This window comes from Streptomyces sp. NPDC005181 (genome assembly GCF_040608395.1).
Classification (GTDB): Bacteria; Actinomycetota; Actinomycetes; order Streptomycetales; family Streptomycetaceae; genus Streptomyces.
Map to the genome: position 1 here is coordinate 95,947 of NZ_JBEXID010000011.1, position 16,245 is coordinate 112,191.

The 16,245-nt window shown below is 67.8% G+C and carries 10 protein-coding genes; 3 read left to right on the forward strand and 7 right to left on the reverse strand.

The features are described from left to right. Nucleotides 1–102 precede the first annotated feature (102 nt). Nucleotides 103–2,211 (forward strand): hypothetical protein, encoded by a 2,109-nt coding sequence (locus ABZV38_RS10820; protein ID WP_356326439.1) that lies wholly within the window; start codon nucleotides 103–105, stop codon nucleotides 2,209–2,211. A gap of 74 nt (nucleotides 2,212–2,285) precedes the next feature. Here ABZV38_RS10820 and galE read toward each other — a convergent pair whose 3' ends face one another. Continuing rightward, the gene (galE, locus tag ABZV38_RS10825) at nucleotides 2,286–3,257 is read right to left on the reverse strand and encodes a UDP-glucose 4-epimerase GalE (RefSeq protein WP_356326440.1); all 972 of its coding nucleotides are present in this window, start codon (nucleotides 3,255–3,257) and stop codon (nucleotides 2,286–2,288) included. Nucleotides 3,258–3,539: 282 nt separating this feature from the next. On the opposite strand from galE, the gene ABZV38_RS10830 reads away from it, so the two are divergent. Together ABZV38_RS10830 and ABZV38_RS10835 are read left to right on the forward strand one after the other, a co-directional pair. Next, a complete protein-coding gene (locus tag ABZV38_RS10830; protein ID WP_356326441.1) occupies nucleotides 3,540–5,771 on the forward strand; it encodes a CDP-glycerol glycerophosphotransferase family protein in 2,232 nt (743 codons plus the stop codon). Nucleotides 5,772–5,793: 22 nt separating this feature from the next. Continuing rightward, a complete protein-coding gene (locus ABZV38_RS10835; RefSeq protein ID WP_356326442.1) occupies nucleotides 5,794–9,372 on the forward strand; it encodes a CDP-glycerol glycerophosphotransferase family protein in 3,579 nt (1,192 codons plus the stop codon). An 84-nt stretch (nucleotides 9,373–9,456) separates the two neighbouring features. Here the strand turns inward: ABZV38_RS10835 and ABZV38_RS10840 are convergent, their stop codons facing one another. The 6 genes from ABZV38_RS10840 to ABZV38_RS10865 all read right to left on the reverse strand — a co-directional run bounded on the left by ABZV38_RS10840 (nucleotide 9,457) and on the right by ABZV38_RS10865 (nucleotide 16,023). Next, nucleotides 9,457–11,493 carry a glycosyltransferase gene (locus tag ABZV38_RS10840; RefSeq protein ID WP_356326443.1) on the reverse strand — a complete coding sequence of 679 codons (2,037 nt, stop codon included), beginning with the start codon at nucleotides 11,491–11,493 and terminating at the stop codon, nucleotides 9,457–9,459. 357 nt (nucleotides 11,494–11,850) lie between these two features. Next, nucleotides 11,851–13,290 (reverse strand): GTPase ObgE, encoded by a 1,440-nt coding sequence (obgE, locus tag ABZV38_RS10845; protein WP_356326444.1) that lies wholly within the window; start codon nucleotides 13,288–13,290, stop codon nucleotides 11,851–11,853. 142 nt (nucleotides 13,291–13,432) lie between these two features. Next, nucleotides 13,433–13,690: a 50S ribosomal protein L27 gene (rpmA, locus tag ABZV38_RS10850; protein ID WP_356326445.1), complete on the reverse strand. Its 258-nt coding sequence runs from the start codon at nucleotides 13,688–13,690 to the stop codon at nucleotides 13,433–13,435. 14 nt (nucleotides 13,691–13,704) lie between these two features. Further along, the gene (gene rplU, locus ABZV38_RS10855) at nucleotides 13,705–14,025 is read right to left on the reverse strand and encodes a 50S ribosomal protein L21 (protein ID WP_030921216.1); all 321 of its coding nucleotides are present in this window, start codon (nucleotides 14,023–14,025) and stop codon (nucleotides 13,705–13,707) included. 196 nt (nucleotides 14,026–14,221) lie between these two features. Further along, the gene (locus ABZV38_RS10860; RefSeq protein ID WP_356326446.1) at nucleotides 14,222–15,283 is read right to left on the reverse strand and encodes an iron-containing alcohol dehydrogenase family protein; all 1,062 of its coding nucleotides are present in this window, start codon (nucleotides 15,281–15,283) and stop codon (nucleotides 14,222–14,224) included. Continuing rightward, the gene (locus ABZV38_RS10865) at nucleotides 15,271–16,023 is read right to left on the reverse strand and encodes a phosphocholine cytidylyltransferase family protein (protein ID WP_356326447.1); all 753 of its coding nucleotides are present in this window, start codon (nucleotides 16,021–16,023) and stop codon (nucleotides 15,271–15,273) included. The genes ABZV38_RS10860 and ABZV38_RS10865 overlap by 13 nt, the downstream gene beginning before the upstream one ends. Nucleotides 16,024–16,245: the final 222 nt, after the last annotated feature.

Below are 16,245 nucleotides of genomic sequence, written 5' to 3' on the forward strand. Positions count from 1 at the left end.
CACTTCCGGGGCCCCGGCCCTGGCGTACCAGCCGGCCCGATCACCGTGCCATCCGGCCGCAACCGCGCCCTGCGCGAGCTCGAGCTGCTTGGAGTCCCCCGAGTGCAACCTCTTCCCCTCACAGTGCGGCCTGCCGCGAAGCCCTTCCTGATCTTCGTGCTGGCCGCGTCGTTCGTCGCCCAGGCCACCGCCGCGCTCCTACCGAACGTCCCGCTGCTCATCGCAGCCACGGCAACCGGTCTCGCGACAGAAGCGGCCCTGCACCGCTGGCAGCCAGGCTTGAATTCGCAGTTCACCAAGGTCAGGGCCGATGTCACGGTCCGGCAGGTGCTGCGCGACCTCCTGCTCGTCGTGGGCGTGCTCGAGCTGGACAGCCAGCAGCAGGAGACGGCCTACCTCCCCCTCCTCTGCGGCCTGCTCCTCTTCTACGCGCTCCACTTCGCCGGCCACGCCGCAGCGATACTTGTGCGCACCAGCCGCACCATGCCCCTGCTCACGCGCAACATCGACGCCTCCGCCCTGCGGATCACCCCGGCGGCCCCTGCCCTGCTGGTGGGCGGGCCCGGACCGCGGCTGCTGCTGTTCGGTCTGCCCGCGACCGCGGGCCTGCTGGTGACGGCGGCGGCCGACGAGCCGGAGTTCGCCGCGGCCGGCATCGGGCTTTCGGTCCTCCTCGTCTGCGCCGGACTGGCCGTGCTGCTCTGGCGGCTGGCCCGCCGCCGTCCCGCCTCGCAGGAAGAGGTGCTCGACTGGTTCGACGCCTGGCTCGCCGAGTACCAGCCGACCGTCGGCATGTACTTCTCGGGCGGCTCCTCGTCCGCGTACCAGGCCAATATGTGGCTCGACACACTGGCCCGGACCGACGGCCGCCCGCTCATCGTGTTGCGCGAGCGCTTCATGATGCAGAAGATCGCCGCGACGGACATCCCCATCGTGTGCATCCCCAAGGTCGCCCACCTGATGCGCCTTGAGCACTCGACCCTCAAGATGCTGATCCACCCGGCGAACTCGGGCAAGACCTCGCAGATCCTGCGCATCCCGACGATCAAGCACGCCTTCGTCAACCACGGTGAGAGCGACAAGCTCTCCAGCTGCAATCCCTATGCGAAGGCGTACGACGAGGTCTGGGTCGCGGGACCGGCCGCACGGGAGCGCTACGCCCAGGCCGAGGTCGGTATCGACGACCGCGACGTGGTGGAGATCGGCCGTCCCCAGCTGGCGTCGATCGCCCCGTACGCGGGCCCGCCCACCGGCCCGTACACCACCGTGCTCTACGCCCCGACCTGGGAGGGCTGGGACGGCAACCCCGGCAACACATCGGTGATCCTGGCCGGCGAGAACATCGTCCGGGCGCTACTCGCCGATCCCGGGGTGCGGCTTCTCTACAAGCCGCATCCGATGACGGGTTCGGTCGATCCGCGTGCGGGAGCCGCGAACGAGCGCATGCAGGAGATGATCCGCGAGGCCAACCGTCGGCGCACCGGCCCCCGGCCCGGCCCCGAGGCCGCAGCCGCGCTGGCCCTGCGGACCACCGAGCTGGACAGGATCACCGCCTCCTCCTTCCGGAAGGGTTCGGACGACGCGGAGCGGATGCTGGCCCAGAACGCACCGGTTGCGGGCCGCGCCGAAGCGGTCGCCTCGGCCACGACCGCCTGGGAAGAGGCCTACTGGGAATCCCTGCCCGACTGGGAGCACCAGATCATCACGGCCCCGCAGCCCGCTCTGTATGCCTGCTTCAACCAGGCAGATCTGCTGATCAGCGATGTGTCGAGCGTGGTCACCGACTATCTGGCGGGCGAGAAGCCGTACGCCGTCGCGAACACCAGCGATCTGCCGGAGGACGCCTTCCGTGAGGCGTTCCCGACGGTCCGCGCGGCGACGATACTCACCCCGGACGCCGAGGGTGTGGCGGCGTTGCTCCACTCCGTGCGCAATCCGGAGCACGACGCGCTGGCCCGGAGCCGTGCCGAGCTGAAGCTTCATCTGCTCGGCCCCTCGGATCCGCCGTCGCTGGAGCGCTTCAACGAGGCGGCACGCAGTCTTTGCGCGGCGGCGGACGGTCACCGTGCGCGCATGGCGCAGCGGCTGCTGTCCATGATTCCGGCACCGCGCGGAGCCGTGGCCGAGGGAACGCAGACGGCAGTGGCGGGAGAGGCTTCGAAGTCCCTGGTGGATTCGAAGCCCCTGCTGAATGCGGCACCCGAGGCCTAGGCGTCCGGTTCGGCACAACGGCACAACGGCGAAGGGGCCCGCAGGTATGCGGGCCCCTTCGCCGTTGCTATTCGTTACGGGTGGTGGTGGAGCCAGCCCTGCCACGCGGAATCGATCATCTCGTCCACCCCGTACTTGGCGGACCAGCCCAGCTCCATCCGGATCCGGTCGGCCCCGGCGACCACGCGCGCCGGGTCGCCGGGACGGCGGGCCGTCACCTCCGGGGTGAGCTCGCCCCGGCCGGTCACCTTGAGGATCCGGTCGACCATCTCCTTCACGGAGCTGCCCTCACCGCGGCCGATATTGAGCGTGAGGTCGGTACCGCTCGCGGCCTCGTCGAGCCGGCGCGCGGCCGCAAGGTGCGCGGAGGCTATGTCCTCCACATGGATGTAGTCACGGATGCACGTGCCGTCGGGCGTCTCGTAGTCGTCGCCGAAGATCCGCGGGCCTTCGCCCGCCTCCAGCCGCTCGAAGACCATCGGGATGAGATTGAAGACTCCCGCGTCGGCGAGTTCGGGGGAGGCGGCACCCGCGACATTGAAGTAACGCAGCGAGGCGCAGCGCAGTCCGTGGGCACGAGCGGCTGCATGGATCAGCCATTCGCCGACGAGCTTCGTCTCGCCGTACGGGCTCATCGGCAGACACGGGGTGTCCTCCGTGACGAGATCCACGTCCGGCATGCCGTAGACGGCGGCCGACGAGGAGAACACGAGCCGGTCGACGCCCGCCTCGACCATGCTCTCCAGAAGTGTCTCCAGCCCGGTCACGTTCTCCCGGTAGTAGTGGAGCGGCCGTTCGACGGACTCGCCCACCTGCTTCTTGGCTGCGACGTGCACCACGCCTGTCACACCGTGGTCACGGATCGCCGCGTCGAGCTGCTGCCGGTCGAGCACGCTGCCGATCACCAGGGGCACCCCGGCGGGCACCTTCTCGGCGCTTCCCGTCGACAGGTCGTCATACACGACGACCGGCTGACCGACCGCGAGCATCGCACGCACGACGTGCGCGCCAATGTATCCCGCCCCACCTGTAACCATCCAGGCCATTTGCGCGTCTCCCTGTACGAGGTCATACCGTCGGCTTCACTCTACGTGCGGGAAATACGGAGTCGAGCAAATAGGGTCAATCAGCACTATCGTTCAATATGCCCCCTCGCGGGGGAGCTGCCGGGACGGACACCTCCAGGTGAAGTCCGGGTCAACACAGGGCCACAGCGAGCCAATGACGATCAATTACGCTGTCCGGGTGCTCCGGCGCCCTCCCGCCGTTCGGCGGACGAATCAGTGCCACCACACGGACCCCTCGACAGCTCTCAGGACTGGTGAAGGATGCCTCGACTGACACTCATCGTGCCTGCCTACAACGTGCAGGGATACATCAGGGAGTGCATCGACTCCGTACTGCAGCAGGACTTCACCGACTTCGAGGTCGTCGCCATCGACGACTGCTCACCGGACGGTTCCGGCGAGATCCTGGACGAGTTCGCCCGTCGCGACACCCGCGTGCGCGTCCTGCACCTCAGTGAGAACGTGGGCCTGGGCCGCGCCCGCAACACCGGCATCGAACAGGCGACCGGTGACTATCTGCTGTTCCTGGACAGCGACGACACCCTTGCACCCGGCTCCCTGAGTGCCATCGCACGGCGGCTCGACACGGCAGGCGATCCCGACGTCCTGATCTTCGACTACACCCGCGCCTACTGGGACGGCCGGCTCCTGCCGAACCAGCGCGCCGACCTGCTCGCCGAGACCGGCCCCGCGGCGTTCCCCCTGGCGGACCGGCCGGAACTACTGGACCTGCTGCAGATCGTATGGAACAAGGCATACCGACGCGACTTCATCACCCGGCACGGCTTCCAGTTCCCGCCCGGTTATTACGAGGACGCCCCCTGGACGTACTCCAACCTGATCGCTGCGGATCGTCTGGCGGTGCTCGACCGCACGTGCGTCTTCTACCGGCAGCGACGCGAGGGCGGCAACATCCTCCGTACCGTCAGCCGCAAGCACTTCGACGTTTTCGACCAGTACGACCGCGTTTTCGCCTATCTGGACAAACGCCCCGAACTCGACCACTGGCGCCCGGCACTCTTCCGGAAGATGGCCGACCACTATCTGACCATCATGGAAAAGCCGGGCCGGCTGCCGCGCAACGCACGGTCCGAGTTCTTCCACCGGGCGTCCGCGGACTACAGGCGAAGACTGCCGGACGGATTCGTACGCCCCCCGGGCGGCCGCGGCCACAAGTACGCACTGCTCGGCATGGGCTCCTATCCGGCGCTGGCCGCCGCCACCCGCGCCCGTCGGCTGCGCAACCGGTCCCGCCTGCGCAACCGCGAGCGCGTCAGCCGCGCCAAGCGCGCCGTCCTGGGTATGTTCTACCAGTCCCAGCTGAGGATGGGACTGGACGACAACCTGGCGGTGTTCTCCGCCTACTGGAGCCGCGGCTACTCGTGCAACCCCGCGGCGATCGACACCGAACTGGCCCGTCTGGCCCCGCACATCCGCCGGGTCTGGGCCGTCAGGGCCGACCAGGCCGGCCGGGTACCCAAGGGTGTCGAGGTGGTGGTCGTGGGCTCCCGTTCGTACTGGGCGGCGGTGGCCCGCGCCAAGTACCTGGTCAACAACGTGAACTTCGCCAACGCGGTGGTCAAGCGCGAGGGCCAGATCCATCTGCAGACCCATCACGGCACCCCGTTGAAGATCATGGGGCTCGACCAGATGAACTTCCCGGCCTCCACCAACATGGACTTCGAGGACCTGCTCAAGCGCTGTGACCGCTGGGACTACAGCCTCTCCGCCAACCGGTTCTCGACCACGGTGTGGGAGCGGGTGTATCCGTGCCGGTACACCTCACTGGAGACCGGCTATCCGCGCAACGACATCCTGATCAACGCAACTGCCGCGGACGTGGCAAGGGTTCGCCGGGAGCTCGGTCTCAAGGACGGCTCCAGCGTCTTCCTCTACATGCCGACCCACCGCGAGTACCAGAAGGACTTCTCCCCGCGACTCGACCTGCCACGGCTGGCCGATGATCTGGGCGAGGACGTCACCCTCCTGGTGCGCGGCCACTACTTCTACAAGCCGAACGGCCGGCTGGCCGAGCTCCAGACCAGCGGCCGCATCATCGATGTGTCGGCGCACCAGCGCGTCGAGGACCTCTACCTCGCCTCGGACGCCCTGATCACCGACTACTCGTCAGCGATGTTCGACTATGCGAATCTTGATCGGCCGATCGTGATTTTCGCCGACGACTGGGACACCTACAAGGCGGTCCGCGGTACCTACTTCGACCTGATGGCCGAGCCCCCCGGTGCCGTTGCGACCAGCCAGGCGCAGCTCACCGAGACGCTCAGGTCCGGCGAGTGGCGCAGCGAGAGGTCCGCCGCCTTCCGCAGCCAGTTCCGCGGACGCTTCTGCGACTACGACGACGGTCACGCGGCGGAGCGTGTCGTCCGCAAAGTCTTCCTGGGCGAGGAGAGCCTCCTTCCCGTCGTACCGCTTGCCGAACGCAAGCCGGCACCCTCCCCAGCCCAGGCGCTCGAACCGGTCGAGCGGGTCTGACCCGAAAGGAATCCTGAAAGACATGCCCTCCCGGCTCAGTGTCATCGTGCCCATCTACAACGTCGAGGCGTATCTGGAAGCCTGCCTCGACTCCGTGGCGACGCAGACGCTCACCGACCTGGAAGTCCTCATGGTCGACGACGGTTCGACCGACGGCTCCGCGGCCATCGCCGCCCGGTACGCCGAGCGCGACGCCCGGTTCCGCCTGGTGGCGCAGGAGAACGGCGGCCTGGGCTCGGCCCGTAACACGGGACTGGCACAGATGTCCGAGGAGAGCGAGTACTTCGCGTTCCTCGACAGCGACGACGTCGTTCCGCCGGACGCCTACCGGCTGATGGTCACCAGCCTGGACGAGACCGGATCGGACTTCGCCACCGGGAATGTCTTCCACCTCAAGGGCGAGCGGTCCTGGCAGGTACCGCTGATGAAGATGCTGGCCGGCGAGGCCCGCAGGCGCACCCACATCTCGGAGAACCCCAAGCTCGTCGCCGACCGCATCTCCTGCAACAAGGTGTTCCGCCGCGCCTTCTGGAACAAGCACGGTTTCGCCTTCCCCGAAGGCGTGCTCTACGAGGACATCCCCGTCATCCTGCGCGCCCACTATCTGGCCGAGGCCATCGACCTCATCGGCGAGCCCGTCTACTACTGGCGGCTGCGCGAGGGCGAGTCCGCACCCTCGATCACCCAGCGCCGTACCGACCCACAGGCTGTCCCGAACCGTGTCGCCGCCTGCGAGTCGATCGCGCAGTTCCTCGCCGGACGCCCCGGTGCCAAGTGGGCCGGGTTCAAGCGCGAGTACGACGCCCGTGTGCTCCGGGACGATCTGCGGATCTTCCTCAATGTCGTGCCGGACGGTGACGAGGAGTACCGCACGGCCTTCATCACCGCCGCGAACCGCTATCTCGCACAGGTCGACCCCCAGGTCCTCGACGAACTGCCCGCCGTGCTGCGCGTGCAGTACGCACTGGTGCGCCGTGGCGCGATTCCCGAGCTGATCGCTCTGCTGGCCGACCAGCGCCGGCGCGAGCCGGTCGAGGTGAGCGGCTTCATACGCAAGTACGCCGGTTTCAAGGCTCTGGAGCAGAGCGGGGTCACCCTCTCCAAGAAGACCCTGCGCATCGACAAGGACCTGGCCCTCAGGACTCCCCTGGTCGGTGTCGAATGGCACGACGGCAAGCTCGTTCTCACCGGCGATGCCTGGATAGACAAGATCGACATCCCGAACCGGCGCAGCATCGCGAAGTTCATCCAGATCAAGAAGGGCGGCTCGCGCCGCCGGCTGATCTTCCCCGCGAAGAATGTCTACCGTCCCGGCCGTACCTCCGACACCTGGCAGAAGCGCTACAACTACGACTGGTCCGGCTGGGAGTTCACCTTCGACCCGGCCAAACTCCGCCACAACGGGCAGTGGGAGGAGGGCCTTTGGCACATCGGTGTGATGGTGATGAGCTCCGGGCTGCTGCGCCGCAGGGGCATCCAGTCGAACGGCGGCAGCGCGGCCAACTTCCCGCCGTACAGCTGGCTCGACGAGAACTTCCGGATGCTGCCGAGCGTCGAGGGCGCCGCGCTCAAGCTGCGCGTCGAGCGGGTCAGCGCCCTGGTCACCGGGCGGGAGCTGAACGGCGATCAGATCGACATCCGCGGCGAGATCCGTACCCTGCTGAAGGACACCGACACCGTCGCGCTGGAGGTCTCCAACCAGCGGAGTGGTGAGGTCCAGCAGTATGCCGTCACCGTCGAGCCCTCCGCGGACGACACCGCCGCCTTCCGGGTGACGGTCCCGCTCGCCGACATCGCCCTGGTGACCTCCGAGACCACCGAGGGCCACGCCCAGCCCCGGGTGCGCAACTGGAGCACGGTCCTGCTGGTCACCGGCGCGGACGGGGCGGTCTCGCGCCGCCTCAGCGCCGTCGTGCAGGACGGCATCGAGGACGCCCGCTACCAGCTCCCCGAGTCCATGGGACCGCAGGCCGCCCGCCACGAGCTGGCCGTGATCGCCGGTCACAACGGCTATCTCAAGTTCCGTGGTCAGACCGAGCGTGCCGTGATGCACCAGGTCTCCGCGCGGGACGGCCGGATCGTCATCTGCGGCCGGGCCCCCGCCCACCTGGTCGGTTCCGAACTGGTGCTGAAGGCCAAGGAACGGTTCGACGAGCGCTTCGCCCCGATCGTCTGGCAGGCCGACGGGACGTACGAGACCTCCTTCGACCCGTCGACGCTGGGCGGCGCCCAGGGCGCCTTCCCGTTGAAGGCGGGCCGCTGGAACTTCCTCCTCCGCCCCGCCGACGGCCCCGACGTCGAGTTCGTGATCGACCGGCTCGCCACGGACCAGTTCCCGTTGCACACGGTGCTGGGCGGCCGGCGGTACTGGCTGGAATCGCGGTGGCACGACTTCCCGCAGCTCAACTGCCGTTCGGAACTGTCCGATGTGGAGCGCGGCCCGTTCCGCCAGGCCCAGCTGCGCCGCGATGTGTACGAGGCCAAGAGCCGTGAGCCGCTGCGTGACCAGGTCTTCTACCTGAGCTACAACGGCAAGCAGTACTCGGACAGCCCCCGCGCGATGCACGAGGAACTGGTGCGCCGCGGCGACGATCTGAGACACCTGTGGGCCGTCCGTGACGGTCAGGTCGAGCTGCCTCCGACGGCCGAGAAGGTCCGCATGTGGGGCACCGAGTGGTTCGAGGCGCTCGCCTCCAGCAAGTACATCGTGACCAACGCCCACCTTCCCGAGTGGGTGATTCGCCGCCCCGGGCAGGTCATCATCCAGACCTGGCACGGCACGATGCTGAAGAAGATCGGTCACGACATCGACACGCTCCACTTCGACAAGGAGTACCAGAAGCGTCTCGAACTGGAGGCGAAGAACTGGAGCATGCTCGTCTCCTCGAACCGCTTCAGCACGCCGATCCTCAAGCGCGCCTTCTCGTACGACGGGGAGATCCTGGAAGCCGGCTATCCGCGGAACGACTACCTCTACTCCCCCGAGCAGGAGAAGCTGGCCAAGGAGATCAGGAAGCGGATCGGTCTGCCCGAGGGCAAGAAAGTCGTGCTGTACGCACCGACCTGGCGTGACGACCAGTCGCACCGGGCCGGCCAGTACTCCTTCGACCTCCGTCTCGACCTGGAGGGCGCCCGCCGCCGGCTGGGCGACGACCACGTCCTGCTGATCCGGCGCCACTCCAACGTTGTCGACCAGGTGCCGGGCGCCGGCAACGGCTTCGTCTGGGACGTCTCCGAGTACCCGGACATCGCCGATCTGTATCTGGCCTCGGACATCATGATCACCGACTATTCGTCCGTGATGTTCGACTATGCGCATCTCAAGCGGCCGATGCTGTTCTTCACGTACGACCTGGAGCACTACCGCGACACCCTGCGCGGTTTCTACTTCGACTTCGAGAAGGACTCGCCCGGTCCGCTGGTCCGCACGTCGGCCGAACTGATCGACTCGATCCGGGACATCGACAGCGTCTGGCCCCGGTACAGCGAGCGTTTCGACCGCTTCCACCACCTGTTCTGCGACCTGGACGACGGCCGGGCGTCGCAGCGGGTCGTCGACCGCATGCTGCAGCAGGCGGTCGAGCTGGCCGAGGAGAAGTAGCCGCACACGCACGTAGGGGGCGGGCCCCGGAACTGTCTTCGGGGCCCGCCCCCTACGCTGTCCTGCGCTGCCTCCGGTCGGTCGCTACGACCGCACGTCCACTGTTTTGAACGCAAGTTGCGACCGGGCCGTGTAGTACGGCCTGATCTCGACCGCGGTGACGGGAGGCGTCGTCGGCCGTCCGCGCCTGACCAACCTGCCCAGTCGGCTCACCGCCTTCGCCGGCAGCGAACGTCCGGGCTCGGGCAGCACGCGCAGCACCGGCCGGGGGAAGGTGAACACACCGATCGGCCGCAGCACATCGGTGGCCAGCTTGCCCACCTGCACCCGCGCGGCACCCTGGGCCGGCCGCAGCCATACGTCCCAGATCTGCTCGGGTCCCTGATGCTCCCGCACCAGCAGGTGGCAGTCGACCCGGGCCCTGACCCTGAGGCCGTCCGCGGCCGAGACGGGGAAGGTCAGCACGCGTTCGCCGTCCTGGCGGTGCACGGCTTCCAGCGTCGCTCCCCGGCCCAGCCCGCCACCCCAGTAGGCTGCCTCCACCTCGACGGTCCTGGTGTCGACCGCCAGTGCGTCGACCTCCACGTGGGAGTCGCGCACCACACTGCGGATCCGGAGACGTCCGTTCTCGTCCCGGTGCGGCAGCAGCAGTTCGAGAGCCGGGGCCCCGTTCTCGCGCGGCAGCGGAACGTTCAGCAGATCGCGCACGTCGCAGTCGAGACCGCCCATGGTCAGCGGCACCTCGTACCCCGCTGACGTGCGCAGCGACAGCTCCCATACGCCTTCCGGCAGTCCGGCGCGCCAGGGCACCAACGCGGTGCCCTCGGGCGCGATCTCGAACCGTCGTTCCGCATGGCCCGCCCCGCCGGTGAGGCGGCAGACCACCTCGGCTCCGTGTACCCCCTCGGGCAGCTCACCGACATCCACCCGGACCGATCCTTCGGAGTCCACCTGCGTGGTGGCTCGCGTCCGCAGCGCCTTGCGTGCGAAGGCATCGCGCAGAATCGCCTCGAAGCGCTCGCAGCTGGCCGGTTCGTGGAAGCGCGCGGCGTTGCGGACCGCGGCCTCGCTCATCCGCTTGCGTCGCTCGTCGTCCTCGATCAGCGCGAGGATGGACTTGGCCATGGCCTCGGTGTCGCCGGGCGGAACGAGGAAGCCGTCCTCACCGTGGGTAATGATGTTGCGCGGTCCGTGGTCCGCGTCCGTACTGACGACGGGCAGTCCCGCCGCCATGGCCTCGACAATCACGTTTCCGAACGCCTCCCGCTTGGACGGGAGCACAAAGATCGAGCCTTTACTGAACTCCGGGGAGACCGGGACGGCGGGGCCCATCAGCGTCACGGCGTTGTGCAGGCCGAGGCTCTCGATCTGTTTGCGCAGATTGGCCTTCTCGACGCCGTCGCCGTACAGACGCAGTCGCCAGTCGGGATATGAGCGGGCCACGACGGCGAAGGCATTCACGGCGGCCGCGAAGTTCTTGTTCTCTTTCAGGAGACCCGCCGCGATGATGACCTTGTTCGTGCTCCTGGACCGCACCGCGGCGGCCGGCACGCAATTGGGCATGACGGCGAGCCGGTTACGGATGCCGGGCACCTGCCTGCCGATGCTTTCGGCTTCCTCGGGGGTGAGAGCGGTGAGCGCGTCCAGCGAGTGGTAGGCCTGGAACAGCCGGCCCTGGTAGTACTTCGCGTAGATCGAGGGCATCGAGTGCTCCTGTGTGACTTTCAGGTAGTCACCTGTCGCATACCCGAGCATGATCGTGTTTCGCGGGCTGGAACTCACCACGGCATCCGTGTCGGTGGTGGCGAGGAACTCCAGGAGGCGCAGCTCCGCCAATCGGCTGACCACAGGCTTCTTCTCCGCCGGGTCGACCGGGTACAGCATCGGAAACACCGCGGTCAGCGGATTGTCCAGGTCGCACACCGGAGAGTTCTTGCGCAGGTCCGTGAGGACGCGGACGGACACCCGTGAGTCGAGCGGAAAATGCGACTCGTCCCGCACCTTGCGCAGACAGACGATCTCCACGTCGTGCCGCGCCGCCAGCGCGCCCGCCAGATTCTGAGTCGCGCTGACGACTCCGCCCACATGACACAGGTCGCGCACCAGAAAAGAGATCTTCATGTGCATCTTTCGGCTGGGCTGCGACTCTCGACAATCCCCGGCGGTCTCCTGCGCATCACAGTTCTCCCCCTGCGTCGCTGATGCGGGGCGCGCCCTGCGTCCCCTCTCAGAGCGACCCACAAAAGCGTCAAAGGGTTGCACACACGACGAATACTTAGGAGTTTCATCGCCCAAGCATTGCCGCATAACGTCGCAGATTTTACGGAAGCAGCATAAATCACCTGTCTGCTCGCGGCGTTCTCCGAAACAGCCCGAACGCACGATCCCGGCCCCCTGATTCAGTGGGGGCCGGGATCGGAGACGGCTGTCCGGCAGCGACGTCATTCACGGGGCAGCACCGAAGGCTGCCGAGGCGTACTACGAGAACGGGTCGAATTCCTCGTACAGCTTGCCCGCTTCGTCCCGCTCCGACTCACGGTCGCGACGGCGCTGAGCGGCCGGACGCGGCGCTTCGAGGCGGTGGTCCTCGCCACGGCGTCCGAGCATCTCCGCACCCGCCGCCATGGTCGGCTCCCAGTCGAAGACGACCGCATTGTCCTCTGCGCCGATGGCTACGCCGTCGCCCGCCCGGGCGCCGGCCTTCATCAGCGCGTCCTCGACACCGAGACGGTTGAGACGGTCCGCCAGATAGCCGACGGCCTCGTCGATGTTGAAGTCGGTCTGCCGCACCCAGCGCTCCGGCTTCTCGCCGCGCACCCGGTAGATGCCGTCCTCCTCCAGCGTGACGGTGAAGCCCGCGTCGTCCACGGCCTTCGGGCGGATGACGATGCGGGTCGCCTCCTCCACGGGCCTGGCGGCACGCGCCTCGGCGATCACACCGGCGAGCGCGTAGGAGAGCTCCTTGAGGCCGGTACGGGCGACGGCGGACGCCTCGAAGACGCGGTAGCCGCGCTCCTCCAGTTCCGGTCGGATCAAGTCGGCGAGGTCCTGGCCGTCCGGGATGTCGATCTTGTTGAGGACGACGATGCGGGGCCGGTCGTCCAGACCGCCGTACTGCTTCAGCTCCTCCTCGATCATGTCGAGGTCGGAGACCGGGTCGCGGTCGGACTCCAGCGTCGCCGTGTCCAGCACGTGCACGAGGACCGAGCAGCGCTCGACGTGCCGCAGGAACTCCAGGCCGAGGCCCTTGCCCTGGCTGGCGCCCGGGATCAGGCCCGGGACGTCGGCGATGGTGTAGACGGTGCTGCCCGCGGTGACCACGCCCAGGTTCGGGACGAGCGTGGTGAACGGGTAGTCGGCGATCTTGGGCTTGGCCGCGGACAGAACCGAGATCAGCGAGGACTTGCCGGCACTCGGGTAGCCCACCAGAGCCACGTCGGCGACGGTCTTGAGCTCCAGGACGATGTCCCGGGACTCGCCCGGCTCGCCGAGCAACGCGAAGCCGGGGGCCTTGCGGCGGGCGGAGGCGAGTGCGGCGTTGCCGAGGCCACCGCGGCCGCCCTGGCCGGCCACGAACGTGGTGCCCTGACCGACCAGGTCGGCGAGCACGTTGCCGTTCCTGTCGAGCACGACCGTGCCGTCGGGGACCGGCAGGACGAGGTCCTGGCCCTCCTTGCCGGTGCGGTGGTCGCCCGCGCCGGGCTGGCCGTTGGTGGCCTTGCGGTGCGGACTGTGGTGATAGTCGAGGAGCGTGGTGATGTCCTGGTCGACGACCAGGGTCACATCGCCGCCACGGCCGCCGTTGCCGCCGTCCGGGCCGCCGAGCGGCTTGAACTTCTCACGGTGAACGGAGGCACAGCCGTGGCCTCCGTTACCCGCGGCGACATGCAGCTCGACGCGGTCCACGAAGGTGGTCATGGTGGGAACCTCCAGTTACATACATGCAGAAATGTTTCAAGCTCATGCTGTCTCTCTTAGGAGAAACACGCGAAAGGCGGACCCGCTTCCCATACGGGAAGTGAGGTCCGCCTCCGCAGAAACCGCTCGACGAGCGCCGAAATTACTTGGCGATCGGAACGATGTTCACGACCTTGCGGCCACGGTGGGTGCCGAACTCGACCGCACCAGCGGCGAGCGCGAACAGCGTGTCGTCGCCGCCACGGCCGACGCCCGTGCCCGGGTGGAAGTGGGTGCCGCGCTGGCGGACCAGGATCTCACCGGCGTTGACCGCCTGGCCGCCGAAGCGCTTGACGCCGAGCCGCTGAGCGTTGGAATCGCGCCCGTTCCGGGTGGACGATGCGCCCTTCTTGTGTGCCATCTTCTCTCAGTCCCTTACTTCGCAGCCGCGGGGATACCGGTGACCTTGATCGCCGTGTACTGCTGGCGGTGACCCTGGCGACGGCGGTAGCCGGTCTTGTTCTTGTAGCGAAGGATGTCGATCTTCGCGCCCTTGTGGTGGTCCACGACCTCGGCCTGGACCTTGATCCCGGCCAGCACCCACGGGTCGCTGGTCACGGCGTCGCCGTCGACCACGAGCAGGGTCGAGAGCTCGACCGTGTCGCCAACCTGGGCAGTGGAAATCTTGTCAACCTCAACGATGTCACCGACAGCAACCTTGTGCTGGCGGCCACCGCTGCGCACGATGGCGTACACGCGGATCTCACTCTCGCTCGGAACGGAAACCCCTGATGCCAGCCGCTCACACGGGTCCGAAGACCCGCGACGATCCGGATTGGATGAGCGGCCTCTCCCGTACGGAGCGGGAGGTCAGTGCTCAGAGGTGTGGCGAACAAACGCCGACGGTCAAGGCTACGGGGCCTTGGACAGCCGGTCAAACCGGGCCCCTGATTCAGGCCTCGACAGCCTTCACGTACTCGGCGTAGGCATCCCGGATCCCGTCCGCGGACAGGTTCAGGTGTTCCAGGATCGTGTAGCGCCCCGGCCTGGTCTGAGGAGCGAATTCGACCACCGAGACGAACTCGTCCGCAGTGAAGCCGATCTCCTCGGCCAGCACGGGCAGGCCGTGGCCCCGCAGCGTCTGGGCCATCTGTACGGACTCCTCGCGGGCACCGCGCAGATGCATCGCGAACGCCGCGCCCAGACCGCACTGCTCGCCGTGGCTGGCGGCACGCCGAGGGAAGAGCAGATCGAAGGCGTGGTTGATCTCGTGGCACGCGCCGGAAGCGGGGCGGCTGTCGCCCGCGACCGACATCGAGATACCGGTCATCACCAGCCCCTCTGCCAGCACCTGCAGGAAGCTGTCGTCCCCGATGCCGCCGGGGTGGCGCAGCACCGCCTCACCGGCCTGGCGGGCCATCGCGGCAGCGAGGCCATCGATGTCCTCGCCCTTGACCTGATGGGCCAGCTCCCAGTCCGCGACCGCAGAGATGTTGGACAGTGCGTCGCCGATCCCGGAGCGCACGAACCGAGCCGGCGCCTCGCGGATTATGTCGAGGTCGATCAGGACCGCGATCGGATTCGGGACACCGTAGGAGCCACGGCCCGCGTCGTTGTCCAGTGTGGCGACCGGCGAGCAGAGACCGTCGTGGGAGAGGTTCGTCGCCACCGCGACCAGCGGCAGCCCGATACGCGCCGCGGCGAACTTCGCACAGTCGATGATCTTGCCGCCGCCGAGGCCGACCACGGCGTCGTAACGCCCGGACTTCATGGCCTCGGCGAGCTTGACCGCGTCCCCGAGAGAGCCGCCGCCGACCTCGAACCAGGAAGCGCTCGGCAGGCTCGGCGACAGCCGCTCACGCAGCGCCTGACCGGACCCTGCGCTGATCGCGACCGCCAGCTTGCCCGAGCTGGAGATCCTCTGGTCCGCGAGGACGCTCGCGAGGTCGGCCAGGGCACCCGCGCGGATATCGACGACGATCGGTGCCGGTATGAGGCGGGTCAGTACTGGCACGCGATCGTCCTGCCCTTGGCAAGGTCCTCGTGGTTGTCGATCTCGACCCACTGGATGTCGCCGATCGGAGCCACGTCGACCTTGAAGCCCCGGTTGACGAGCTCCTGGTAGCCGTCCTCGTAGTACAGGTCCGGGTCGCGCTCGAAGGTCGTCCGCAGCGCGTCCGCGAGCTCGTCGGCCGCGTCGCCCTCGATGAGGGTGACACCGATGTACTCGCCCGTGGCGTCGGCCGGGTCCATCAGCTTGGTGATCCGCTGGACGCCCTTCTCGGGGTCCACGACGACCTTCATCTCCTCGTCGGCGAGCTGCTTCACCGTGTCGAGGGCAAGGATGATCTTCTTGCCGTCACCACGGGCGGCCAGCAGCGTCTTCTCGACGGAGACCGGGTGCACGGTGTCGCCGTTGGCGAGGATCACGCTGTGCTTGATCGAGTCGCGGCCGCACCAGAGGGAGTACGCGTTGTTCCACTCCTCGGCCTTGTCGTTGTCGATCAGCGTGATCGTGACGCCGTACTTCGCCTCAAGAGCCTCCTTGCGGGCGTACACGGCCTCCTTGCGGTAGCCCACGATGATCGCGACCTCGGTCAGCCCCACCTCCGCGAAGTTGCCCAGCGTCAGGTCGATGACGGTGAGGCTCTCCTCGTTACCCTCGGGGCCCACCGGCACCAGGGCCTTCGGAAGGGTGTCGGTGTACGGGCGCAGACGCCGTCCGGCACCGGCTGCGAGTATCAGGCCGATCATGAAGGTTCTCCTTGCTTCCTGGTTCTTGTTCTCTACGGGCTCATTGTCCGGTCGCGGCGCGTCCACCGACGGCCCGAGGACAGCTGCCTCGGTCACTTGAGCGAGGCCGGGCCGGGTTCCGCGCAGTCTCCGAGGACCGGGGCGGGTGCGGCAGGTCCGCCTGAGGCACCCGACCGGCCGCGCGTACGGGGCCGTCAGCCATGCGTCGGCTGCTGCAGAGGT

Coding starts and splice junctions, on each gene's coding strand:
- galE (WP_356326440.1), bottom strand. CDS start 3,257: ATGGCCTGGATGGTTACAGGTGGGGCGGGATACATTGGCGCGCACGTC.
- ABZV38_RS10830 (WP_356326441.1), top strand. CDS start 3,540: ATGCCTCGACTGACACTCATCGTGCCTGCCTACAACGTGCAGGGATAC.
- ABZV38_RS10835 (WP_356326442.1), top strand. CDS start 5,794: ATGCCCTCCCGGCTCAGTGTCATCGTGCCCATCTACAACGTCGAGGCG.
- ABZV38_RS10840 (WP_356326443.1), bottom strand. CDS start 11,493: ATGAAGATCTCTTTTCTGGTGCGCGACCTGTGTCATGTGGGCGGAGTC.
- obgE (WP_356326444.1), bottom strand. CDS start 13,290: ATGACCACCTTCGTGGACCGCGTCGAGCTGCATGTCGCCGCGGGTAAC.
- rpmA (WP_356326445.1), bottom strand. CDS start 13,690: ATGGCACACAAGAAGGGCGCATCGTCCACCCGGAACGGGCGCGATTCC.
- ABZV38_RS10865 (WP_356326447.1), bottom strand. CDS start 16,023: ATGATCGGCCTGATACTCGCAGCCGGTGCCGGACGGCGTCTGCGCCCG.